This is a genomic window from Legionella nigrisilvae (assembly GCF_977063395.2).
Genome location: NZ_CDRUGZ020000011.1, coordinates 249,566 through 274,979 on the forward strand (window position 1 = coordinate 249,566; position 25,414 = coordinate 274,979).

Consider the following 25,414-nt stretch of genomic DNA (forward strand, 5'->3'; position numbering starts at 1 on the left):
CGCTTCACCCAAGCTACAAATCATGACCAAATTAAACTTGTCTTCTCGCCTCGAGAACATTAGGAATTTGCTCTAACTTTGCTAGGAGCCGAGATAAGCTACTTAACCCATCAACATCTACAGTTAAAGTGATATAAGCCATATTTTCTTGTTTATTACTTTGGGTTTGCAATGCATAAACGTGTGCTTTTTCATTAGCAAGAAGTGAGGTCACATCTTTTAAAAGTTCGGAACGATCAAACGCTTTGATTAAAATATCAACCACATAGTTTTCTCGAGTAGCACTGCCCCAAGTAACTTGCAAAAAACGCTGTTTTTGTCGCTCACTAGCATGAATAATATTAGGACAATCTTGTCGATGTACTGATACACCTCGACCTATCGTGATATAACCAATTACGGAATCTCCAGGAACAGGTTGACAACATCGTGCCATAAAAGTTAATAAATTACCTACACCTTCAATACGCAGATCACTTCCAGTAATTTCTGGTTTTGCATGAGGTTTAACAAATCGTTCAAGATTGAGCTCTGAAGTAACCGGTGGAGCAAGTTTACTGACGATTTGCCCTATTTTAATATCACCCCGTCCCAGATTTGCATAAAGATCATCAAGTTTTTTGAAATGAAGTGCTGTAGCGACTTCATTAAGTTTATCGGATTTTATTCCTAAAGATTTTAATTCTTTATCAAGCAATTCACGTCCATCTTGGATGTTTCGGTCATAATCTTGCATTTTAAACCAATGCAAAACTTTGGCTTTAGCTCGCGATGTTTTGAGATAATTTAAGTGAGGATTGATCCAATCACGAGAGGGCTTACTTTCTTTTCCAGTTAAAATCTCAACCTTATCGCCTGTTTTCAGTTGATACGTTAAGGGTACAATGTGTCCATTTATGCGTGCTCCGCGACATCGATGGCCTAAATCACTATGTACGTGATAAGCAAAATCCAAAGAGGTTACGCCTTGAGGTAAATCAAGAACATCTCCGTCGGGAGTAAAAACATACACCCTATCTTCAAGAAATTCTGTGGTAGTACTTTCAGGAACACCCTTATTATTCGCCATTTCCCGATGCCAGGCTAAGACATCGCGTAGCCATTCAATTTTGCGCTCATGGCTTTGTTTTTGTTTGAAACCACCTTCTTTATACTTCCAATGAGCTGCTACCCCCATTTCCGCCAAATCATGCATAAGGAAAGTTCTTATTTGCACCTCAAAAACTCTGCCTTCGGGGCTTTGAACTGCTGTATGTAACGATTGATAACCATTAGGCTTGGGATTGATAATATAATCATCAAACTCAGCGGGAATTTGTTTCCAAAGGGTATGCACCATCCCTAAGACTTCATAACAATGAGGCTGGGTATCCACAAGAACACGTACTGCAGTAGCATCATAAATTTCATCGAGTGAAACATTCTTCCGGGTCATTTTTTTATAGATACTATGGATATGTTTTGAACGTCCATAGACGGCAAAATGTTCTATTCCATGAGCTTTAATTTGTTCATTTAATTGAGCAACAATTGCATCAACGAAATTATCGCGCTCCAATCGTTTTGCTTTGAGACCTTTGGCAATCGCTTTATACTCCTCAGGATGTAAATAACGAAAAGCCATATCCTCCATTTCCCATTTAATTGCCCCAATTCCCAACCTATTGGCTAAAGGAGCATAAATTTCCATCGCTTCGGTAGCTAATTGTTTACGTAATTCTTCTGATAAATGCCCGGCTGTTCTTAAAACGCATAAGCGTTCAGCTAACTTAATTAATACCACTCGAACATCATCTACCATCGCTAATAACATTTTACGAATGTTATCGATTTGTTGTTTATTCTGTGGGTATTTATTTAATCCTTGAAAACTCTGCATTGCGCTCATGCGCTCTATGCCTTTAACCAATTTGGCGATATTTGGGCCTAATTGCTCCACCACATCATCAATGGATAAATCGGCATAGTGAACGTTTTCAAAAATAATGGCTGCTGCGAGTGTTTCTTGGTCGACCTCAAGATCTGCAAGCAAATCGGCCATAGACAAGCCTTGTTGCAAACAAGATTGTCCTGTTTCTGTTGCATGTTCTTGTCCTGCAAGTTGACTTAAGGTACATGCACTACGAATGAGTTCAAGATTATCCAAATAACCCTTTGCACTTAACTGATGAAGCCACAAATCTACATCGATGCTTCCATCTTCGCACAATGGGACAGTATCTTTTACTCTAACCATCAGTTTTATCCTTTTTAAACAATGCGATTGATTCAACATGAGCAGTATGGGGGAACATATCCATTACCCCTGCTTTCATCAACTTATAGCCTTTTTGATTAACCAATACATCTGTATCACGAGCTAATGTTACGGGATTACATGATACATATACAATACGCTCTGGATTCAGTGCATCAATTTGTTTCACAATTTCGAGTGCACCCGATCGAGGAGGGTCAATTAATACTTTGTTGCAAGGTTGCTGCACCAGTTTCTTTACTTCATGTACATCATCTAAATTTGCAGCATAAAAGTCTACATTTTGAATATGATTCAGCTTTGCATTCATATATGCTCTTTCAACCATATTTTTACTGCCTTCAACACCGAGTACTTTGGAACAAAATTTAGCCATTGGAAGCGAAAAATTACCAAGCCCACAAAATAAGTCTAGCACGATATCAGTACTTTTTAAGTCCATAAGTTCAATCGCTTGTGGCACCATAGTACGATTTAATGCTGAATTAACTTGAGTAAAATCTGTAGGGTGAAATGAGAAGTTAATCTGATAATCTGGTAACGTATATGTAAGATATTCACTTGCCTTAGCTGGATAAAAACAATATACGCTGTCTGGACCACCAGGTTGGAGGAAAATTTTATAATCATACTCTTCAGCAAATTTTTGAATGTTCAACTCGTCGTCAAGACTTAGCGGAGTTAAATTTCTGAAAATAAGAGCAACTTCCTTGTCCCCTGCAGCAACTTCAATTTGTGCAATACAATTCTTGTCTTGCATCGAGTCAATCAATTGCCGTAATGGAATAATATCTGCATCAAGCTTTGCATTTAAAACGGGACATTGAGTAATCTCAGTAATATACCGAGGGTTACTACGTTCTCTAAATCCCACCATCGAGGTTTGCTTTTTCTCGACATAGCGGACACTTAGTCGGGCTTTATTCCGGTAATTCCAATATCCAGCAACTAAAGGAGGCAATACAATCTGTGGTTGGGTATGACCATATCGACCTAATAAATCTAATAATTGCTCTTGTTTAAAATGGATTTGTTCTTCTTCATTCATATGCTGTAATGAACAACCGCCACACATGGAATAATGCGGACATTTGGGTTCAACTCGCAAAGTAGATGGTTCAACAACCTTTAGCAAGAATCCTTCATCAAAATCCTTTTTTATCCTGGTGTATTGAAATTCGACAAGTTCACCGGGTAAAGCACCCTGAATAAAAGTTGCTTTGCCATTAATACGTGCAATACCTTTTCCATCATGGCTTAAATTATCAATTTGAGCAGTTTGCGTGGTAGGATTAAGTTTGGATTTTGCTCTTCTCATGACATGTTCTCAACAAATAAATTCTTAAATCAATTTGAATTACCAGTTGCAATCGTTGTGAAAAAGATTGCATTTTTCAAGGTGTTAGAGAGTACCATAGGAAATTTATATTTGTCATGGTAAATTGTGATGACAAAACCCACGCTGTACAAATTAACCGCACCATTATAGCGCTGCATACAATAAAATAACATGTTTACATACCGCTTTGCTTTATTTTACCCGCAGCAAACACACTATTTATTATTGGTTAAATTTGAGGCACACCAAAATGCGCTTATATATCAAGTAATTTATAATCCTATTCACAATGTTATCCACAGTTTTTGTGGATAAACTCTATTTTTACCATCTCACTGAAAAAAATATAATTTGGCTCTGCATAAGGAGAATATTAATATTTAATGGAAAAAATACAAAAAAGATAGAGTACTACTCTAAAAGTTATCCACAGAATGGGGAATAAGAGGATTTACCGAAATGGTCGTATATAATAGCAAAGAAAAAACAAAAAAACAGTCTTGACAGAATACTTTTATAAAAATTTTAAATTAGATTCAGTTTTAAATGGGTAATATTTTTTTTAGCACAATTGCATCTTCAACATGGTCCCCTTCCACATAGTAAGCTGGTTTAATTTCAATTTGCTCAAATCCCATACTTTGATAAAGATGTAAAGCTGATTTGTTACTAGGTCTCACTTCAAGGACAACATGATCAATATACTGGGACTCTGTTAATGAGTGCAGTACTTTTTTTAAAAATTGACGTCCGTAACCTTGTGATTGAAAAGATTTAGCGATACAGAAATTTAAAATATGGCAGCACTTATTACTATGCCTAGAAATAATATAACCCCCAATTATTAGACGGTTTCCAACATCTATATCTAATACACGACAATCATATCCTACACGAACACAATCCCTTAAAATATCTCTCTCCCAGGGTGCAATATGAACCTCTTTTTCAATTGCATAAACATGATCAATATCTGATTCAGTCATGGGTCGAATGTTAAGTGTCATCCTTTTCGCTCCTATACAAAAATCATCTCCCTGGCAAAGCGAAGCCGGGGGATTACTTCATTAGTTTCCCATGTTGCGTAACCCGTAATGCTAATAAGTTCAAAATTTTTTCGATTTCCGAAGGAGTGAATTTATTGCTGAGTCACTATAAAATAAATCTCCGCCTGAGCGGAGATGACAAAGATTTTAGTTCAATCAATTTAACTCAATACAGCAGGTAAGCACTTCATTAGACTGCGCATTACATATTATCCATTAGTTTTTTTCTTTTTTGGCAAGTAAAGATCTGTAATTGTTCCTTCAAATGCCTCTGCAGCTTGAGCGATTGTTTCAGAAAGAGTTGGATGAGGATGTATGGTTAAAGCAATATCTTCAACATCGCAACACATTTCAATAGCTAATGCGGTCTCAGCAATTAAGTCCCCAGCATTAACCCCCACAATCCCTGCACCTAATATTCGATTCGTGTCTGGGCAGAACAATAATTTAGTCATACCTTCTTCTCGACCCATACTAAGAGCACGACCACTGGCGGCCCAAGGGAATGTAGCTTTTTCATATCGAATATTTTTTTCTTTAGCTTCTTTTTCAGTTAGACCAGCCCAAGCAATCTCTGGATCGGTATAGGCAACACTGGCAATACATTTAGGATCAAAGTAATGTTTTTTACCTGCAATAACTTCTGCAGCAACTTTCCCTTCAGGAATTGCTTTATGTGCGAGCATTGGCTGTCCTACAACGTCACCAATGGCAAAAATATGTGATACATTTGTCCTTTGTTGATTATCGACTTTGATGAAACCCCGTTCATCAACTTTTATTCCTGCTTTTTCTGCATCAATGGCACCACCATTGGGTTTTCTACCCACTGAAACAAGAACCTGCTGGAAACAAAGAGGTTGGTCTGTTGCATGTTCGCCTTCCATAGAAACATAAATTCCATCTTTTTTGGCTTCGACGGCAGTTACTTTAGTTTTCAAAAGGAACTTAACGCCTTTCTTCTGCATGCGTTTTTGCAAAACATTAACCAAATCGAAATCAGCACCTGGAATTAGCTGATCCATAAATTCTACAACCGTTACCTCTACACCTAAAGAGGCATAAACGGTAGCCATTTCTAGTCCAATAATCCCCCCACCTAATACCAATAAACTCCCTTTGAGATCAGCAAGCTCTAAGGCTCCTGTGGAACTAAAAATGCGTTTATCTTCTGGAATAAAAGGTAAATTAATGGATTCAGAACCCACTGCTATGATTGCATTTTCAAATTCAACTTCCACTGCACCATCTTTTGTGGCAACCGTTACTTGATTGGGACCTGAAAATTTACCTATGCCAATAACGACTTCAACTTTACGTTGTTTGGATAATGCCTTTAAACCACCAGTCAATTTGGAAACTACTGAATTTTTCCACGCAACGATTTTTTTACTATCCAGCTTGGGTTTACCAAAACTAACACCTTGCTCGGACATTTCATGCGCTTCATCAACCACTTTTGCAATATGTAATAATGCCTTAGATGGGATACAACCGACGTTTAAGCAAACACCACCTAGTGAATCATAACGCTCAACCAATACTACTTTTTTTCCCAAATCAGCTGCTCTAAATGCCGCGGTGTATCCACCAGGGCCACTTCCTAATACTACGACATCTGTTTTTATTTTATTAGCCATTACAAGCCTCTTCAATTAGATATTTATAAAAATTAGAGTAAAATTCGTCTTATATCACTTAAGCACTCGCAAACAAAACGAGTAAAACGCGCCGCTTCAGCTCCATCTATAACTCGATGATCATAGGATAGAGACAAAGGCAACATTAATCTTGGTTGAAAGGTACCGTTTTCATAGACCGGTTTTATTTCCGAGCGAGATAATCCCAGAATAGCTACTTCGGGACTATTCACTATGGGTGTGAATGATGTCCCACCAATTCCACCTAAGCTGGAAATTGTAAAGCATCCTCCTGACATATCATTGAGCATCAAGCCTTTATCTCGAGCTTTAGTGCTTAAACGGGTCATTTCAGCCGCAATTTCAGCTACAGTTAACTTATCCACATTTTTAATTACAGGAACAACCAGACCGTTAGGAGTCTCTACTGCAATACCTATATTGAAATACTTTTTATAGATAAGATTTTCGCCAGAAGCATCTAATGATGCATTAAATTGAGGAAATGCCTTTAGTGCTTTACTCACTACAGCGCATACGAAAGCCAGCAAAGTGAGTTTATATCCTTTTTCTTTAGCCTGTCCTGATTCAGACTTCCTAAATGCTTCAACATCAGTAATGTCAGCTGAATCAAATTGAGTAACATGAGGGATGGTTATCCAAGAACGATGTACGTTAACTCCAGTAAGCTTTTTAATTTTATTCAGTGGTTTAGTTTCAATATCACCAAATTGAGTAAAGTCAATTACTGGATTAGGTTGAATGTTAAGAGAGCCTTGACTCGGTTGCTCACTAAGACGACCTTTAACATAGGCTTGTACATCCTCTTTAGTAATCCGTTCCTTACGACCAGTACCTTTTACTGCATCAAGATTTACACCGAATTCACGAGCTATGCGCCTTACAGCAGGACCTGCAGCAATTAATTTTGAAGAATTTACTGGCTCAACAAAAGCAGCTTGAGGAGAAGCTGGCTCCTCTTTTTTAGATTCTGTCTGGTTTGTTGTTGCAGCAACACTTGCTGGCTTCTGCTCGGCTGTAGCGGTTTTACTTTTTTCAATTTCAGATCCACTTTCTAAGGCAGCTAAAAGAATCAAATCACCTTCAGAGACCTTATCACCTACTTTAACATTAAGCTTCGTTATAGTTCCTGAAATCGGTGAAGGAATCTCCATGCTGGCTTTATCTGATTCCAAAGTAATCAGTGGCGTATCTACTTCAATTCGTTGCCCAACTTGAACCATGATTTCAATCACGTCTACTTGGCTTGCGCCACCAATGTCGGGAATTTTAACTTCTTTTAATTGTTCTGATTTCTTTTCTTGTGTCACTTGAGATTCTTTTGGCTCTGAATTGACCGGTTCCTTTTTAGCAGGTGGAGTTTCATTTTCTTTTTCGTTATTCGATTCTTTTTCCACCGTGGCAAAAAGAATCAGATCGCCTTCAGACACTTTATCACCCACTTTAATATTCAGTTTGGTGACTTTTCCTGCAACTGGAGAAGGAATCTCCATGCTGGCTTTATCTGATTCCAAAGTAATGAGTGGCGTATCAACTTCAATTTGATCTCCTACTTGAACCATTATTTCGATCACATCAACCTGAGTCGCTCCACCAATATCAGGAATCTTAACTTCTATTTCGTTTGCCATGTTTTTCCTCAAAAGATTGCTCAGTGTACTCAAGCCTTGATGGAATAGAAAACATATCTAAGTGATTAATTTATGGTTCCATTACCACCAAAACTTGAATTACCAAGCCTACTATATATTTTTAATTCTAATGATTAACCGGATTTAATTTATCAGGATTAATGTTATAGCGCTTTATAGCATCCACAACTTTAGACTTATCAATACTTCCTTCGGCAACTAAAGCATTTAATGCTGCGAGAACAATAAATTTAGCATCTACTTCAAAGAAATGACGTAGTCGCTCTCGTGTGTCACTTCTTCCATAACCATCAGTACCCAAAGTTACATAGTGATTAGGTACAAACGGTCTAATTTGATCTGCATAAATTCGTAAATAATCTGTTGCAGCTATTACTGGCCCTGGTCTGCCCTCTAATTGAGTTGTAACATAACTTTTTTGTGCTTTTTCCTTGGGATGCATTGCATTATAACGTTCTACAGCCAACCCATCTCTTCTTAATTCATTAAAGCTTGTTACGCTCCAAATATCTGCAGTCACAGCATAATCATCTTTTAACATTTGTGCCGCTTTAATGACTTCACGCAATATGGTTCCACTTCCCATTAATTGAACATGTTGTTTGGACTTCTTCTTGGTTTCTTGCAATACATACATCCCCTTTATGATGCCCTCTTCAACCCCTTTTGGCATATCTGGATGCATGTAGTTTTCATTCATTACGGTAATGTAATAAAAAATATTTTCCTGCTTCTCGAACATACGATATAAACCGTTTTGGATAATCACAGCAAGTTCATAAGCATAAGTGGGATCATAAGAAACACAATTTGGAATTGTTGAAGCATATAAATGGCTATGTCCATCTTGATGTTGCAATCCTTCCCCTGCCAGTGTGGTTCGTCCAGCAGTTCCGCCTAATAGAAATCCTCTAGCTTGCATATCCCCAGCAGCCCAAGCCAAATCGCCAATACGTTGAAATCCAAACATAGAATAGTAAATATAAAATGGGATCATCGCTAATTTGTTTGAACTGTAAGAAGTCGCTGCTGCAATCCACGAACAAAAAGCTCCTGCCTCGTTAATTCCTTCCTCAAGGATTTGTCCATCTTTCGCTTCACGATAAAACATTACTTGCTCATGGTCTACCGGTGTATAAAGTTGACCCACTGGAGAATAAATACCAATTTGTCTAAATAAACCTTCCATTCCAAACGTTCTGCATTCATCAGGAACAATTGGAACGATCCGTGGGCCGATTTCTTTACTTTTCAACAATGTTGAAAGAATACGTACGAATGCCATCGTTGTGGAAATTTCACGGTCACCTAAGCCTTTAGTAACAGATGAAAATTCAGCAAGCTCAGGAGCCTTTAAAGGTTCTACTTGTGTTGATCGCGATGGTAGATAACCGCCTAATATTTCTCTTTGTTTCTTAATGTATTTAATTTCAGGGCTATCATCTGCAGGTTTATAAAATGGAATATCAGCAATTTGGTCGTCACTGATAGGAATACTAAATCGGTCTCTAAATGCCTTCAGTTGCTCCACAGTCATTTTCTTTTGTTGGTGAGTAATATTTTGTCCTTCACCAGCGGCTCCCATTCCATAACCTTTAATTGTTTTTGCTAAAATAACAGTGGGTGTACCTTTATGTTCAACCGCTTTAGCATAGGCAGCATAAACTTTTTGAGGATCATGGCCACCACGATTCAATCTCCAGATTTCTTCGTCGGTATAATTTTCAACCATTTTCTTTAATTCGGGATATTCATTAAAGAAATGCTGTCGCACATAAGCGCCATTATTTGCTTTATAGGCTTGATAGTCACCGTCCACGCACTCTTCCATACGTTTTTGCAACCAACCCTCTTTATCACGCGCTAGCAATGGATCCCAGCGTCCACCCCAAATCACTTTAATTACATTCCAGCCAGCACCACGGAATAAACCTTCTAGTTCTTGAATTATTTTGCCATTGCCACGTACAGGTCCATCAAGGCGCTGTAAATTACAATTAACCACAAAAATAAGATTATCAAGCTTTTCACGCGCTGCAATACTTAAAGCCCCTACTGATTCAGGCTCATCCATTTCACCATCACCAAGAAAAGCCCATACTTTCCTATCCTCAGTTTTTATTAATCCTCGATTTTCTAAATATTTTAAAAATCGTGCTTGATAAATAGCTTGTAAAGGACCTAATCCCATAGATACAGTAGGAAATTGCCAAAACTCACTCATTAACCACGGATGCGGGTATGAGGATAGACCATCAACTTCTACTTCTTGTCTGAATTTACCCAATTGTTCTTCTGTAAGTCGCCCTTCAAGAAAAGCACGAGCGTAGATACCGGGGGAAGAATGACCTTGGATATATATTAAATCCCCCCCATGCTCGCCATTGGGTCCTTTAAAAAAGTAATTAAAACCTGTTTCATACAAAGTAGATGAGGAAGCGTACGAAGCGATATGCCCCCCTAGTTCAGGAGCATATTTACCTGCACGTAACACCATTGCCACCGCATTCCAACGAATCAAAGCACTAATCCGCTTACCAATACCCTCATCAGGAGGTATTTGCTTTTCTTCATGCAGATTAATGGTATTTCTGTAGGGTGTATTAATTGAACTGGTTAAGTTAACCCCTTCTGCATTTGCTTTACTAAGAAGCTGTTTCAAAAGAAAAGCTCCGCGTTGCGGACCGTCATTGATTAATACAGCTTGCAGGGCATCCAGCCATTCACGTGTTTCTATAGGATCCAAATCTAAATTGTTTTCATTTGCCATGAAAGTGTTCCCCGAAATCTATTAAACTCAATAAGGTACAGCTTGTAATTATTTTGGAATTACACCAGCGCAACCTTTCTTACAAATTGTGAAATCTGATGAGCAATCACATGTTACTTTGCGGCATTGTAGTGGATCGCGGTAAGAATTCAACTCGCGCATCACCTTTTTACCTTGAACTCTTCGCTCATGTACATATTTCGCAAAACTTTTTTCCGCTTGTCGTTGAGACACATAGGAACATGTCTGACAATTATTAATACAGTTATCTTTACAAAACTCAAAGTGCTGCACACATGTCGTATTACATTGTTCTAATGCTTGGCCTGTTAATGCATTTTGATGAAACCCCTGACAACCAGCAAGCATTAATATTATAGTGCAACAAATTAGACGCTCAAAAGAATTCATATAAAATCCACAAAAATGATTATGCAGTTAAATGCTCTCAGCTCAAAACTCTTAAAACATAATTACAACCAGGTAATTAATGTAAATAAAGCAATAAAAACCAACATAACAATAATTGCATGCTCAACCAATCCTTCTGCTACTGGCATAGGAATCTCGTCTGTTTCATTTGTTCTAACCGCGAGTAGCCCACACTCTCGTAACATCTCATTATTCATATCCGGTTTGGCGAGAAAGTAATTCGTAAATAAAGAAAAGCCTCGTTGGAAATTTCCTACAAGTAAAAAAAGCAATACAGTTAAACGAGCTGGAATCCATTCAAACAGATCAGTAACTTCATCTGCCTGCTCCTCTATGAAAGGAATCTCGCGGCATAAAGTAATTAAACGATATGCCAAAGCTCCAATAGGTCCGGCGATGATAAACCAAAATACAAGAGAAAATAATTGTCTGTTAACTAAGATAAAATAGTCCCCGACAAGCTCTTGGTTACTTTTTGTATCTGATTGTACTATTGGGTAAAAAACATTTTGGGGACCAAGGCAATAAAAGAAAACGAGTACACTCAAAAGAAATCCCATTAAACCGAACACCACAGGGTTCAGCAAAAGATAAAGCAGAGACACCAGCAGTAAAATAGGTACTATGATTAAAACCAAAAGTGCCCATGGATTATTAAGAAAACTATGTTTATTCCCCATATTTTTGATCTTTTGACAATAATCTGGGAACCAATAAAATCGCTGATAGGAAACAGAGTGAATCAAAAAACGTTCACTTAATAAACACAATAATATTACCAATAATTTCATTATTTTAGTCCTTACGCATTTTATCAGAGAATGCTATGGGTGTGGGGTATTTCAATACAACAAAATACGATGAAACAATAAAAGTTAATATAGTAGTTGCCTGAATTAAATTAGAAGCTTTATTCGAAATCAGTTCGGTACTCAAGGCAATACTGGCAACCAGCAATGAGAACTCACTTGCTTGTCCCAATCGTATACCTACCTCTTTGGCAACATGTTTCTTTTCACCCGATTTTTCAAGAAGTAAATAAAATAAAACAGGTTTAAGCAGAAGCACTAAAGCAGACAAAATAAGCGCAGGAATTATAACTTGTTGTGCCAAACCAAAGTTAAAAGTTGCTCCGATTGAAAAGAAAAACATGACCAGGAAAAAATCCCTTAAGGGTTTTAAACTCTCTGCAATGAAAAGGGAGATTGGGCTTGCTGCAAGTGCAACTCCAGCAATAAAAGCACCAATATCTTCTGAGAGCCCCATCTTCTGTGCCAGAACTGATAACCCCAAGCACCAACCAATTGATAATAAAAATACATATTCCTGAGTTCTATCAAAACGAGCCAGCAACCGGATTAAAACATATTTCTCAATAGCAAATGCAAAAAGGCACAAAGCAGGTAAATTAATGCCTACTAAAATTATATCATCTATGGAGAAACCACCTGTTTGCTGGGCTCCATTAATTAAGATCAATACAATGATTGCAATAACGTCCTGCATAAGCAATACGCTTATCATGACCTCACCAGTATGTTGATGGTGTAGGATAGTCGTCGGTAATAATTTCAACCCAATAATGGTACTTGAAAACATCATTGAAGCGCCTAAAATCCATGATTCAGCCACTGTCAACCCAAAGAACCTGCCAATAAAATATGCAGTAACTGCAAAAAGAGCAGAACTTATTAAAGCAATCCATGTAACTTTCTTAAGCATATGAACGAGATTTTGTGGCTGCAAATGCAATCCAAGTAGGAATAATAAGAAAACTATTCCCACGTCACCAATTTGTTTGACAATACTCACATCAGATACAAGCTTTAAACCCCATGGTCCAAATACTGCACCCAAAAGAATATATGCAACCAGCAAAGACTGTTTGGTGTAAAGAACCAAGGTGGATAGAAATGCTGCTCCTGCGAAAATTAAAAATATGGTATAAAACACAGAGCCATCATGCATTGATTCAGCACCTTAATATTAAAATAAAACCAACCTTAATAAAGAACATTGTAAGCCAGATTAAGCACACTAGAACAAGAAGTTAAACACAAAATTGATATATACTGCGCTAGTACATAAGGCCTATACAATTTTATTACTATAATAATTCAAATGTTCTGAAGTTTGACGTGATAATTTTATCCATTAATCCATTAATAAGCCATCAAAATTCATATGAATTAAACTAAAACGGAAAAAGAACCCTTCACTCCATTAAGTGTTAATTTGCGTTTTAGACTATCGGCCATATTTTTAGAACCAAATGGACCAACTCTCACAATATAATGCTGCTTGTAATGCTCAATATATACTGGGGATGGAGTGATATGAGTTAATTTTTCTTTTAACCGCTTCGCCATGGCTTCGGTTGTAAAAGCTCCAGCCTGAAGATAATAGTGGGCCTGTCCTTTAGGTCCCATTAATGTTTCAATTTCAACCGGTGCAGTCCCTTTGGGAAAGACACCGAGTTTTAAAGCCGCAGCGTAGGACAAATCAATAATCCTGTCGGAATGAAATGGTCCCCGATCGTTTACTTTAACAATTGCAACCTTTCCATTATTTAGATTTTTAACTTTTACATATGTGGGCAGTGGTAAAGTTTTATGTGCAGCGGACATGACATACATATCATAAGGCTCCCCACTTGAAGTTCTTTGTTTGTGAAATTTTGTGCCATACCAGGAAGCGATTCCTCTTGCTTTATATCCTGATGAGCTTCTCATTACTTGATATGAGCGTCCATCAACGGAATATTCTGATATGTTGCCATATCGACTCAAAGGCTCTTTGGAAGGTACCGGCTCTTTAAAACTTATTTTTTTAGCTTTTGCTGGGGCTCCATCTTGGCGCTGGGTATATCGATTGTTTTTATTCTTATAACGGTTATATATGGAATAATTAGTATTGTTCTTATTCTGAGTTACTTGTCGTGTAGGCTGCTTGCTTCCTGCTGATGCTGAATCAAGAGACTGATTTGTAGTTTGACAACCGGCTAATATAATCGTCACGGCAATAAGTATCTTTCGCATATTTTCTATTTTTAATTATTATTTTCTGGTTAATATACAGAAATATCACATAATTTCGAAGATTTATTTTATTTTGAAAAAAATTTCATTATTTTTCATCTGCTATTTTGTTGCCGGCAAAAGGCTGTGGTACTATATTCGCATTTTGCACTGGGACTAGATAACAACATGACAAGAGCAACGTCTATTTTATTAACTACTTTGTTTATTATTACATTATTTGTACAATCAACAAATTCTATGGCTGAGGGAGACTCCTTACCTCCAAAACCTACCGCGGATTTGGAAAGACCTTCGCCAACCGTGAATGATAAACCTTTAGTTACTCCTGCGGCCCCAATTCTTAATGCGAAAGCGTACATACTTATCGACGTAAACAGCGGCAAAATTATTGCTGAAAAAAATAGTGAAGAACGTTTACCTCCAGCAAGTTTAACTAAGATGATGACTTTATACGTGATATCCAACGCCCTGCATCATGAACAAATTCACCTCACTGATAATGTCCGAGTAAGTCGTGATGCTTGGAAAATAGGTGGCTCACGTATGTTTATTAAAGAAGGTCAACAAGTTCCTGTTGAAGACCTGCTCAAAGGAATTATCGTTGACTCCGGCAATGACGCCTGTGTGGCTATGGCAGAACATGTTGGTGGAACTGAAAATTCTTTCACTGATCTTATGAATCAGCAAGCTCAAAATCTTGGAATGAAAAATAGTCATTTTACTGACAGTACCGGTTTGCCTGACCCTAACCTATATACTACGGCAAAAGATTTAGCGATTCTTGGAAGATCCTTAATTATTGATTTTCCACAATATTATGACTGGTATAAGCAAAAGTGGTTTACCTACAATGGCATTCGTCAACCCAATAGAAACCGATTGTTATGGCGCGATAATCAAGTGGATGGTATAAAGACTGGTCATACGAATGAAGCAGGTTTTTGTCTCGTATCTTCTGCAAAACGTGACAATATGCGTTTACTTGCTGTTGTTCTTGGTGAACCCAGTGATTCTTCTCGTGCCGATGATAGCGAAAAATTACTCAATTATGGTTTTAGGTTCTTTGAAACGCATCAGCTTTACAAATCAGGACAATCAATTTCCGAGCTTCCTCTTTATAAAGGAAGTGTTGATAAAATAGCTGTAGGACTAAATGAAGATCAATATATCACTATTCCGACTGGTCAGTATCAACGTCTTAATATCTCTACAAAAGCTCCTTCTTACCTTGAAGCTCCCATTAAGAAAGGTGATAAAATAGGTGACTTGGTGGTTCAATTTGACAATAACGTAGTATCAACTCGACCACTGTATGCTTTGCAAGATGTTGAATCAGGCGGTTTTTATACTCGAACAAAGGACTCAATACGTTTGGCCTTTAAACGATGGTTTGGCTCCTAAGCCATAGGGTTTAAGAATGGAAAAAACAACTTTAATTGAATTTCCCTGTGATTTTCCTATAAAAATAATAGGGACCAATTCAACTGTTTTTCTAGAGGAAATCAGAGAAATTACTTTCACTCACTTTCCTGATATTACAGAAGATGCGCTGACTCATAAAATGAGTAAAGATTCCAATTATCTAGCAATAACTGTGACGGTTTATGCTAGAAATCAAGAAATGCTTGATACATTTTATAGAGCCATTACCCAACATCCCGACGTGAAAATGGTTCTATAATGAAAATACAACAGCTGGGTATTCAAAATTACAATGATGTTTGGCTGCGAATGAAAGAGTTTACCCAAAACCGAGACATACATACACAAGATGAACTCTGGCTTTTGGAGCATTCCCCTGTCTATACTCAAGGACAAGCAGGTAAGCCCGAACATATTCTAAATCCTGCATCTATCCCTGTAGTACAATCGGATCGTGGAGGACAAGTGACTTACCACGGACCAGGCCAGCTTGTTGCATATGTCTTAATGGATATTAATAGGAAAAATTTAGGGATAAGATCATTGGTGAGTCAATTGGAGCAGATTCTGATTTCCGTGCTTGCACAATATCAAATCGAAGGTTCTATACATTGTGGCGCCCCGGGTGTATATGTTAATGAGAAAAAAATTGCGTCAATTGGGTTAAGAGTTAAAAATGGGCGTACTTATCACGGAATTGCCCTTAATGTTGATATGGACTTAAAACCTTTTTCAGGAATAAATCCATGTGGATTTGCAAAAATGGAAATGACTCAAATAAGTCAGTTTGTTCCTACCGTGCAAATAGACGAAGTCAATCAGCATTTCGTGCAATATTTTCTGCAACAATTTTATCGCTGAAAAAATATGAACTTGTTCGTAGATTACGTACAGCCACTCACTGTTTGGTTGCAACAAAACCCTCACTGGTCATTATTTATCACATTTCTAATTTCTCTAACTGAATCCCTTGCAATTATAGGTAGTATTGTACCAGGTAGTGTTACTATGACCGCCATAGGTATCCTTGCTGGCTCCGGAATTATGCGTATTGATCTTACCTTATTGGCAGCGATTTTAGGGGCCGTTGTTGGAGATAGCCTTAGTTATATCCTGGGTTATTATTATAGCGATCGATTGACTGAAATTTGGCCATTTAGTAAATATCCCAAATGGATACAATGGGGCAAAGATTTTTTTGAAACACACGGAGGCAAAAGTGTATTAATTGGTCGGTTTGTGGGACCCCTACGCTCAATTATTCCCGTAATTGCAGGGATACTACATATGCAGCATTGGCGTTTTTTTGTAGCAAATGTTTTATCAGCGATTGGCTGGTCTATTTTATATGTTATGCCGGGTGTTGCAATAGGAGCGGCAAGTCATGAACTCTCTACTGAAAGCGCAACACGATTATTTATATTAATCCTTATTCTACTTGCTGTACTTTGGTTTATTAGTTTATTCATAAAGCGAATTGTTGGGTTATTAAGCTCTATTTTAAAGCTTCACTTACATACTTTCTGGCTAAAACTTAAAGACAACTCTGTTTTTGTTTACGTGTACCGCATGCTTACACCTCAGGGTGAATCAAATCACTACCATACTGCTGCACTGGTATTGATAACCATGTTTTGCCTGCTTTTTTTTCTCACACTTTTAGGACTAACAGTCGGGACACAATATCTTGCCTCCGTTAATTATCCCACTTATTTATTTCTACAAAGTTTTAATACCCCCACATTAAAAGTATTTTTTATCTTTTGTACTCAATTAACCGCTACAACAACGATATTCAGTCTCTTTATTATTTGTTGTGGCTGGTTTATTTATCAGAAAAATAAAACAGCCATAGTTTATTTATGCAGTCTTATTGTTTTTAGTAGTTTTTTAGCTCTATCCCTTATTTATTTTATCCATATTCCTAGACCGTCTGGATTATTGATTGTTATGCCTGGCTCTTCTTTTCCTGCAGTTAATCTTTTAATTGCTACAGCATTGTATGGATTTATTTTATTTTATCTTAATAATACCTATGATTTATTCACCAACATGTCAAAGTCAATTGTATTTACAATTCTTGGTTTTAGTGGTTTAGGTGCGTTGTATTTAGGAGATTATTGGCTCACAGACATTTTGGCATCGTACTTTGCGGGTACAACAATTTGCTTGATTCACTGTTTGATTTATAGAAAATCTAATATCCCACAGCAAAAAACGATACCGTCATTACTATTAATTTCTTTGCTTTTTATCGGTATTTTTTTACCTTCATTTGGCTCAACCTATGTAAATTTCAAAACTTTATCTTACAACCATACTCCCTATCATAAAAAATTTACTTTAAGCGAAAAAACTTGGTGGGGGCAAGAAAAGCCAACTTTACCAATTTACCAATTTAGTCGGATAGGTAAACGAATTAGTTTATTGAACATTCAATTCTCAGGCAATTTGGATACACTTCAAAATTCGCTAGAAAAGAATGGATGGAAACCGCATCAAGATTCATTTTTTACCAATTTACTTTTGCGAATGAGTCAAAAACCAAACAGCGTTAAATTGCCATTGTTTACTCAGTTGTATGAAAATAAGCCGCCCATGTTGATAATGACTTATTCCGATCAACAAACTAAGTTAACTTTGGAATTAAGAATTTGGGAGTCAAGTTATAATATATTAGAATCAAATCAGCCATTATGGATAGGTAGCGTTCATCCATCTACTCGAGCAAATAAGAAAATGAGTAATCAGGGTTATTTCCCAAATTTAATAAATCCATTAAGTTATATGTTTAAAACTGAAAATCCTTTTGTAGTCAAACAAATCAAATTGCCAGAGAGTATGATTAAAACAACAATATATCCAACAGAACCATACTTAACCCTTATTAAAGAAAACAATGACACTACCTTTTAACCATGTCACAACACAGCTTTTTCAAGTAACTTTATTAGGACATCGTCCAAACAGTTCTCCTACATACTCTCAAGATGATCGATTAAAAAGGAAAACATCCTCAGGGCAACGATAATTTATTACACTTAAACTCAAGCTTAGTACAATCTATACAGATGCCCAAAATACTGATATAACTATATAGTTTTAAAGTATATATCACTTAATTTTTAGAGTATGACTCAAATGTATACACTGGGAAAATTAATCCAAAGTCTTTTTCCATTAATTGCACTAGTACTCTTTATTATTGGAATAAAACGACACGCTATTTATTACATTATTTCATCTCTTTGGCTGAGCCTTATTGCACTTCTCATTCATTTTCAATTCTCTGGAAATGAAATTTTTGGAACCTATTTTAACTATCTTAATGCAGGAATTTATTCATTTAATTTACTTATCTTGCTCCTTGCCCTAATACAAGTCATATCGCATTTAAGTATAAATGCCCCTGCTTTTAAATACGCATATACTTTTGTTAATGCACTTTTAGTTGTGGGAGCATTTATTCTGATTAGCAATCTGTGGATTAATGCATTCTTTATAGAGAATAAGATGGAAGGAACACCCGTTATGCAGGTGGCCCTCTTTGACAAGCCTGGATATTGTGATAGTAAGTATGTATTTTATAAAATTGATCGAGACAGTTCTGTCGCCTACCTTTGTCCGAACTATTATGGTCTATTACCCTCTGTAGGCCATCTAGCAACGAGCCCCGATTTCATTACTACACAAATGTCATTACCCATAAAAAAACAAATGCTACTCAAACAAAAAAATAAAAGTTAAATCTATTGATCCATTCTGAGAAGAAAATCAATAAAAAGCATTAAATGAATTTATTTGCACGTGAAGTCTGGGAGGTTAAATTGTTCTTTGTATTAATATTTGATAACATGCCAACAATCCATCACTCTAGTATTTCTATGAAACGGTTATTTGCATTTGTCATAATGATATTTAGCCTGAATTGCTTTGCTATGGCACCTAAACTTAATTGGGATCAAGCCGTCGACCGAGCAATTAAACGATATGGCTTACGTGTCGAACCGCAATTGAAATCTTATTTCTCAAAAGCTAAGGTAAGTTATCCTCCGAGTGATATTGCGTTACTTGCTTTTAAATCCGAAAGAAAAGTGGAGCTCTGGGCTAAAGACTCTAATCAATCATGGAAACATATTCATGATTACCCTTTAACAGGATTCAGTGGTCGGCTAGGTCCTAAGTTACGTGAAAATGATAAACAAATCCCTGAAGGTGTTTATAAATTAGTTAATTTTAATCCATTCAGCAGTATGCATTTGTCAATGATGATTAATTACCCCAATAATTTTGATAAACAAAAAGGTTATCAAGATGGGAGAAGAAATTTAGGCAATAATATTTTTATCCATGGTAAAAACTTATCTGTAGGTTGTCTGGCTGTGGGAGATCTCGCTATAGATCAACTTTTTATTTTGGCACGTCGCGTAGGTTTAAGTAATATTCAGGTAATTATCGCACCCAATGATTTACGTAAGAGCAAACCATCCACCACTACCTTTGCACAACCGAGATGGCTTCCTGAATTATATAAACAAATTGCAGAATCATTAAAGCCTTTTAGTAAAGAGAAAAAGACATATACTGCTTAAAATTAAATGTAGGGTCGACCCATTTGGGCAGCATCCTCTTGAATACCGCGTCCCGTCATCCCGCGTCTTGCAAGGGATGACGACAAAATTCCCTATATTAAAAGTACTGATATAAATTATTGTTTAGGCAAAGAAGCTAAAAACTCAGTAACCTCTTTGGGCGTTAATTCATAACATTGGCCACGCGATAAAAATCTTGGCATAGTTAATACACCATAACGAATGCGTATCAATCGGCTTACTTCAACACCTTGGGACTCCCATAAACGTCGTACTTCCCTATTACGTCCTTCATTTAAGGTCACATGATACCAGGAGTTCGAGCCTTCTCCACCCCGGAATTCTAAGCGGGTAAATTTAGCTATTCCATCGTCAAGTTCCACTCCTTTTTGTAAAATATTTAAAGCCTCCGGACTCACTTGACCATGAATTCTAACTGCATATTCTCTTTCTAAGCCATATTTAGGATGCATTAATTGATTCGCCAAATCACCATTATTGGTGAAGATAAGTAAACCAGAAGTATTTAAATCCAAACGACCCACCTGAACCCAACGGCCTTGTCGTAAATGAGGTAGATGATCAAAAACGGTCTTCTCAAATTTAGGATCATGACGGCTTGATATTTCACCTACAGGTTTATGGTAAAGCAGAATGCGGGTGTTTTGCCTCACTTTAAGGGGATTAGCAATTAACTTTCCTTTTACAGTGATTTTATCTTCGGCACTTGCTGAGTCACCTAATTTTACTGGTTTGCCATTAACTTGGACCCAGCCATTTTCTATCCAACGCTCCATTTCTCGTCGAGATCCAAGGCCAGCTTGACTTAGTATTTTTTGTAACCTTTCGCTGCTCATTCAGTAATATACTCTTCATTAGGATTATGTAAAGTTAATGCTTCCATAACCTCAGGTAAGGTTGGAAGTTCATTTAAATATTTTAAATTAAAATAATTCAAAAATTCTCTTGTAGTCGTGTATACAGCGGGTTTACCCGCTACATTTTTATAACCAGAAACCCGAATCCATTCTCGCTCCAATAAGGTTTTTATTATTTGACTACTTACTGCCACACCACGAAGCTCCTCAATATCAGCTCGGGTAACAGGTTGCTTATAAGCAATAATAGCTAAAGTTTCAAGCAAAGCACGAGAATATTTACTCGGTTTTTCAATTTGCATTCGTGCAACCCAGCTACTATATTCTTTTCTGGTTTGGATAATAAAGCCAGTAGCAACTTGGATAAGCTCAATGGATCGAGAGGTATAGTCTTCTTTTAAGTCATTAATAATAAAAACTAAATGTTCTTTAGTTGGCCTTTGCCATTCATCGAATACATCTAGCAGTCTATCTATAGAGAGTGGTTCATTCGAACTTAAAAGTAGCGCTTCAACTACGTTTTTTAATTCCTTTTCATCCATCTTATGCTGCCTGTAAATGTATTGAAGAAAATGCTTCGTTTTGCGTGATCACAATGAGTGATTGTCTCGCTAATTCTAAAATGGCTAACAGAGAAACTACCAAACCAATTCGTCCCTCTTCGATTGAAAATAATTGACTAAATTCTAAAACATTATGTTCTTGGAGAAGCGCTAATACATGACTCATTCGCTCACGAACCGATAATACTTCGCGTGAAACTTGATGGTGGCTTGTCTGCTCTTCTCTTTGTAATAAGGATTTCATTGCCGTAATTAAATCTTCTAACTGTACGTCTGGATGAACTATGATACGTTCAAGCTCAGAAGGAACAATTTGAATTTGAAAATGATCTCGCTCTTGTCGTGGAAGTGCATCGAGCAATTCCGCAGCAACTTTTATTTGTTCATAGGCCTGAAGTTTTCGTACTAAACTCATACGAGGATCCTCTTCCTCCTCCTCTCCACTAGTAGGAGGAGCCGGAAGCAACAATCGAGACTTAATTTCTGCAAGCATTGCAGCCATCAATAAATAATCAGCAGCTAATTCTAAACGTCTGCATTCCATTAATTGAATATAATGCAAATATTGCTTCGTGATACTAACAATTGGAATATCCAATATATCAATATTCTGTTTGCGAATAAGGTATAAAAGCAAGTCTAGAGGTCCGCTAAAAGAGTCTAAAAGCACCTCTAGTGCATCAGGAGGAATAAACAAATCATCTGGGAGCTCCGTAAGCTCCTTACCGTCAATAATTGCTTTTACTTCTGGTTTACTTGCTAATTCAATATCCATGCTAAAAACTCATTCTTTATTAGGCTCCTTGCAGACACCTTCAAAGATCAACATAAATCGGTACTGTGAAGTTGGTGAAGTAGTGAAACCTGGACACTATTATATTCGTCCAGGATTTTTCAAAAGTACCCATACAACGTCCAGACATCAATAATCGAGGCCCATAACTTCTCGTACGGTACTCAAATTTTTACAAGCAACTTCTCGTGCGGCCTCGCTTCCTTCAGAAACAATTCGCTTTACTGAACTCAAATCAGACTCATATTCCGTAATTGCTTCCTGGATAGGTTTTAATTCTTTATTAACCGCGTCAACGATGGGTCGTTTGCATTCAATGCAACCAATACCAGCTGAACGACAGCCTTTTTGAACCCAATCTTTAACTTCATTATTCGAGTAAATTTTATGAAATTGCCAAACTGGGCATTTTTCTGGCTCACCAGGATCTGTTCGTTTGATTCGCGCTGGATCAGTGGGCATAGTTAATATCTTTTTCTCAACCTGTTCAGGAGGCTCTCTTAACATAATTGTATTATGATAAGATTTAGACATTTTTTGTCCATCAATGCCAGGCATTTTTGCAGTTTCGGTAAGTAATGGATGAGGTTCAGGTAGAATTATTTTGCCACTTCCTTCCAAGTAACCTAGGAGACGCTCTTTATCACCAATAGATAAATTGGGTTGATCTTCTAACAATGCTTGTGCTGTTTTAATTGCCTCATGATTTCCATGCTCCTGAAATTGACGACGCAACTCGCTGTAATACTTACCGTTCTTTTTGCCCATTTTCTTAATTGCTTCGGCTGCCAACTCTTCAAAATTAGGTTCTTTACCATAGATATGATTAAATCGACGCGCAATTTCTCGAGTAAGCTCAATATGTGATACTTGATCTTCACCAACAGGAACATAATCAGCATGATAGATAAGAACATCAGCACTTTGTAATAAGGGATAACCTAAAAATCCATAGGTTGATAAGTCTTTTTCTTTTAGTTTTTCTTGTTGATCTTTAAAACTCGGTACCCGTTCCAACCACCCTAACGGTGTAATCATGGATAAAAGTAAGTGCAATTCTGCATGTTCTGGAACCCAAGATTGGATAAATATTCGTGATAATCCAGGATTTACTCCACAAGCCAGCCAATCCACAATCATATCCCACAAATGTTTCTCTATGAAACCCGTCTCATCATATTGTGTAGTTAAGCCATGCCAATCGGCTGCAAAAAAGAAGCAATCATATTGATGTTGTAATTTAATCCAATTTTTTATTACACCATGGTAGTGCCCAAGATGTAATCTTCCACTGACACGCATTCCAGAAACAACTCGTTTATTGGAACTAAATAATGCTGACATCAATATCCTCTTTATAAATATTAATTATTACTTAAAAGGTTCGGGATCACCCTTACCCTCCCTAATTATCACTGGATAATCACCAGTCAAATCAATTACCGTTGTGGGTTCTTGTCCACAATTACCACCATCAATAACTAAATCGATCTGATGCCCTAAAAGATCGTGAATCGCTTCAGGTTCACTCAATGGGGCTTTTGCACCCGGGAGAATCAATGTCGTACTCATTAACGGAGCTTCGAGACACTCTAATAGTGCAAGTGTAATCATATTATCGGGGACCCTTAATCCTAGGGTTTTTCTTTTAGGATGCAGCATTAATCGTGGAACCTCGTGGGTTGCATTAAGAATAAATGTGTAGGAACCGGGCGTAAATGCTTTCAATAATCTGAATATTGGATTGGATACACGGGCATAAGTCCCAAGCTGAGATAAATCACGACATACCAGAGTCATGTTATGATTTTTATCCAATTGGCGTAATTTTCTAATACGTTCAAGTGCCGCTTTATTACCTAAACTACAACCCAACGCGTAACCTGAGTCAGTAGGGTAAACAATTAATCCCCCTTCCTCAATAATATTCACCGCTTTTCTCAATAAACGAGCCTGTGGATTATCAGGATGTAATGCAAAAAACTGACTCATAAAGTCCCCTGTTAAATGTTCCATTCATGCCAAATAGGTGTACAGTTTACTGGGAGTGGCCTCTGACCGCCAAGCTTTACTCGCGAAGCAATATCACTATGATAATCCGATCCAGAAGAAGCTAATAAATTGAACCGAAGACATATCGCAGCCATTTCATTGACTTCAGTTACAGTCATCTCACCTGAAACCACTTCTATTCCCACGCCACCAACTTCTTTAAATTCTTTAATTAACTCATGCAATTTAGAACGCGTCAATCCGTATTTAAGTGGATGAGCAATTACTGACTGACCACCAGCATCAATAATGCCCTCGACAGCTTCCTGGATGCTAATCCAAGGAGTAGGAATATAAGCGCCCTTACCTCTCCCCAAAAAACGCTTAAATGCAGTAGCAAGGTCTTTAACTTTACCCTCATTTACAAGAACTTGTGCAAAATGAGGTCTACCAACGCGCTCATGTCCCGCTAAGTTACATGCCTTTGAATAAGCATCCGCAATACCAAGCAAGTCCAATGCAGTCCCAATTTGCTGCGCACGCGCTACTCTATTTTGATTTTGTCTTTGAATAAGCTCGAAGAAATCCGGCGTATAATCCATGTGATACCCTAGGATATGTAATTCATGCTTTTTCCATCGGACACTAAACTCTATACCATTAATTATTTTAATCGAAGTGGTAGAAGCCGCTTGCAATAATTCAGGATAACCTGAGACTGTATCATGATCTGTTAGCGATAAACACTGAATCTGTTTGCTTTGTGCTCTTTGGATTATTTCCTTCGGACTTAAGAATCCATCAGAAAAACTGCTATGACAATGAAGATCGATCATGAATGAATGTTATACCAAAAAAGAATGATTGTAGCATAAATCTTGCAGAAGGTGCGCGTTCTGAACTATTCTTGTGAGCTTAAACCTTACACAACTAAAAAGTATAATAAATACTATACTCATAATATATTACTTTTAAG

At 37.2% G+C, this 25,414-nt stretch carries 21 protein-coding genes; 6 read left to right on the forward strand and 15 right to left on the reverse strand.

Features of this window, described 5'->3' with window-relative positions; translation table 11 throughout:
• Nucleotides 1-31: 31 nt before the first annotated feature.
• From relA to ACWTE2_RS01175, 9 genes are all read right to left on the reverse strand, one after another.
• Nucleotides 32-2,236 carry a GTP diphosphokinase gene (gene relA / locus ACWTE2_RS01135; RefSeq protein WP_182390736.1) on the reverse strand — a complete coding sequence of 735 codons (2,205 nt, stop codon included), beginning with the start codon at nucleotides 2,234-2,236 and terminating at the stop codon, nucleotides 32-34.
• Nucleotides 2,229-3,575: a 23S rRNA (uracil(1939)-C(5))-methyltransferase RlmD gene (gene rlmD, locus ACWTE2_RS01140; protein WP_454783807.1), complete on the reverse strand. Its 1,347-nt coding sequence runs from the start codon at nucleotides 3,573-3,575 to the stop codon at nucleotides 2,229-2,231. The genes relA and rlmD overlap by 8 nt, the downstream gene beginning before the upstream one ends.
• A gap of 563 nt (nucleotides 3,576-4,138) precedes the next feature.
• Nucleotides 4,139-4,603: a ribosomal protein S18-alanine N-acetyltransferase gene (rimI, locus tag ACWTE2_RS01145; protein ID WP_182390738.1), complete on the reverse strand. Its 465-nt coding sequence runs from the start codon at nucleotides 4,601-4,603 to the stop codon at nucleotides 4,139-4,141.
• A gap of 248 nt (nucleotides 4,604-4,851) precedes the next feature.
• Nucleotides 4,852-6,282: a dihydrolipoyl dehydrogenase gene (lpdA, locus tag ACWTE2_RS01150; protein WP_182390739.1), complete on the reverse strand. Its 1,431-nt coding sequence runs from the start codon at nucleotides 6,280-6,282 to the stop codon at nucleotides 4,852-4,854.
• 32 nt (nucleotides 6,283-6,314) lie between these two features.
• The gene (gene aceF / locus ACWTE2_RS01155) at nucleotides 6,315-7,934 is read right to left on the reverse strand and encodes a dihydrolipoyllysine-residue acetyltransferase (protein ID WP_454783808.1); all 1,620 of its coding nucleotides are present in this window, start codon (nucleotides 7,932-7,934) and stop codon (nucleotides 6,315-6,317) included.
• A 127-nt stretch (nucleotides 7,935-8,061) separates the two neighbouring features.
• Complete coding sequence (aceE, locus tag ACWTE2_RS01160; protein WP_454783809.1) at nucleotides 8,062-10,725, reverse strand: pyruvate dehydrogenase (acetyl-transferring), homodimeric type; 2,664 nt, start codon at nucleotides 10,723-10,725, stop codon at nucleotides 8,062-8,064.
• A 473-nt stretch (nucleotides 10,726-11,198) separates the two neighbouring features.
• Entirely contained in the window at nucleotides 11,199-11,948 is a 750-nt protein-coding gene (locus tag ACWTE2_RS01165) for a regulatory signaling modulator protein AmpE (protein ID WP_182390742.1), read from the reverse strand.
• A gap of 4 nt (nucleotides 11,949-11,952) precedes the next feature.
• Nucleotides 11,953-13,125 (reverse strand): cation:proton antiporter, encoded by a 1,173-nt coding sequence (locus ACWTE2_RS01170; protein WP_182390743.1) that lies wholly within the window; start codon nucleotides 13,123-13,125, stop codon nucleotides 11,953-11,955.
• Nucleotides 13,126-13,346: 221 nt separating this feature from the next.
• Entirely contained in the window at nucleotides 13,347-14,195 is an 849-nt protein-coding gene (locus ACWTE2_RS01175) for a septal ring lytic transglycosylase RlpA family protein (protein ID WP_454783810.1), read from the reverse strand.
• A 168-nt stretch (nucleotides 14,196-14,363) separates the two neighbouring features.
• Between ACWTE2_RS01175 and ACWTE2_RS01180 the strand changes: the two genes are divergently transcribed.
• The 6 genes from ACWTE2_RS01180 to ACWTE2_RS01205 all read left to right on the forward strand — a co-directional run bounded on the left by ACWTE2_RS01180 (nucleotide 14,364) and on the right by ACWTE2_RS01205 (nucleotide 20,212).
• A complete protein-coding gene (locus tag ACWTE2_RS01180) occupies nucleotides 14,364-15,599 on the forward strand; it encodes a D-alanyl-D-alanine carboxypeptidase family protein (RefSeq protein ID WP_454783811.1) in 1,236 nt (411 codons plus the stop codon).
• A gap of 16 nt (nucleotides 15,600-15,615) precedes the next feature.
• Nucleotides 15,616-15,879, forward strand: a complete 264-nt coding sequence (locus ACWTE2_RS01185) for an HP0495 family protein (RefSeq protein WP_454783812.1) — start codon at nucleotides 15,616-15,618, stop codon at nucleotides 15,877-15,879.
• Nucleotides 15,879-16,481 carry a lipoyl(octanoyl) transferase LipB gene (gene lipB / locus ACWTE2_RS01190; RefSeq protein ID WP_182390747.1) on the forward strand — a complete coding sequence of 201 codons (603 nt, stop codon included), beginning with the start codon at nucleotides 15,879-15,881 and terminating at the stop codon, nucleotides 16,479-16,481. Before ACWTE2_RS01185 ends, lipB begins: the two co-directional genes overlap by 1 nt.
• Nucleotides 16,482-16,487: 6 nt before the next feature.
• Nucleotides 16,488-18,536 carry a VTT domain-containing protein gene (locus tag ACWTE2_RS01195; protein WP_454783813.1) on the forward strand — a complete coding sequence of 683 codons (2,049 nt, stop codon included), beginning with the start codon at nucleotides 16,488-16,490 and terminating at the stop codon, nucleotides 18,534-18,536.
• A gap of 225 nt (nucleotides 18,537-18,761) precedes the next feature.
• Nucleotides 18,762-19,367 (forward strand): type I secretion system protein LssZ, encoded by a 606-nt coding sequence (locus ACWTE2_RS01200; RefSeq protein WP_182393661.1) that lies wholly within the window; start codon nucleotides 18,762-18,764, stop codon nucleotides 19,365-19,367.
• 137 nt (nucleotides 19,368-19,504) lie between these two features.
• Nucleotides 19,505-20,212 carry a L,D-transpeptidase family protein gene (locus ACWTE2_RS01205; RefSeq protein WP_182393662.1) on the forward strand — a complete coding sequence of 236 codons (708 nt, stop codon included), beginning with the start codon at nucleotides 19,505-19,507 and terminating at the stop codon, nucleotides 20,210-20,212.
• A 116-nt stretch (nucleotides 20,213-20,328) separates the two neighbouring features.
• Here ACWTE2_RS01205 and ACWTE2_RS01210 read toward each other — a convergent pair whose 3' ends face one another.
• From ACWTE2_RS01210 to ACWTE2_RS01235, 6 genes are all read right to left on the reverse strand, one after another.
• Nucleotides 20,329-21,069 carry a pseudouridine synthase gene (locus tag ACWTE2_RS01210; protein WP_454783814.1) on the reverse strand — a complete coding sequence of 247 codons (741 nt, stop codon included), beginning with the start codon at nucleotides 21,067-21,069 and terminating at the stop codon, nucleotides 20,329-20,331.
• Nucleotides 21,066-21,632: an SMC-Scp complex subunit ScpB gene (gene scpB / locus ACWTE2_RS01215; RefSeq protein ID WP_454783815.1), complete on the reverse strand. Its 567-nt coding sequence runs from the start codon at nucleotides 21,630-21,632 to the stop codon at nucleotides 21,066-21,068. Before scpB ends, ACWTE2_RS01210 begins: the two co-directional genes overlap by 4 nt.
• A 1-nt stretch (nucleotide 21,633) precedes the next feature.
• Nucleotides 21,634-22,428, reverse strand: a complete 795-nt coding sequence (locus ACWTE2_RS01220; RefSeq protein ID WP_454783816.1) for a segregation and condensation protein A — start codon at nucleotides 22,426-22,428, stop codon at nucleotides 21,634-21,636.
• 147 nt (nucleotides 22,429-22,575) lie between these two features.
• Nucleotides 22,576-23,790: a tryptophan--tRNA ligase gene (locus ACWTE2_RS01225; protein ID WP_454783817.1), complete on the reverse strand. Its 1,215-nt coding sequence runs from the start codon at nucleotides 23,788-23,790 to the stop codon at nucleotides 22,576-22,578.
• A 27-nt stretch (nucleotides 23,791-23,817) separates the two neighbouring features.
• Nucleotides 23,818-24,438: an L-threonylcarbamoyladenylate synthase gene (locus ACWTE2_RS01230; RefSeq protein WP_182390753.1), complete on the reverse strand. Its 621-nt coding sequence runs from the start codon at nucleotides 24,436-24,438 to the stop codon at nucleotides 23,818-23,820.
• An 11-nt stretch (nucleotides 24,439-24,449) separates the two neighbouring features.
• Nucleotides 24,450-25,274, reverse strand: a complete 825-nt coding sequence (locus ACWTE2_RS01235; protein WP_454783818.1) for a PHP domain-containing protein — start codon at nucleotides 25,272-25,274, stop codon at nucleotides 24,450-24,452.
• Between the last annotated feature and the right edge of the window lie 140 nt (nucleotides 25,275-25,414).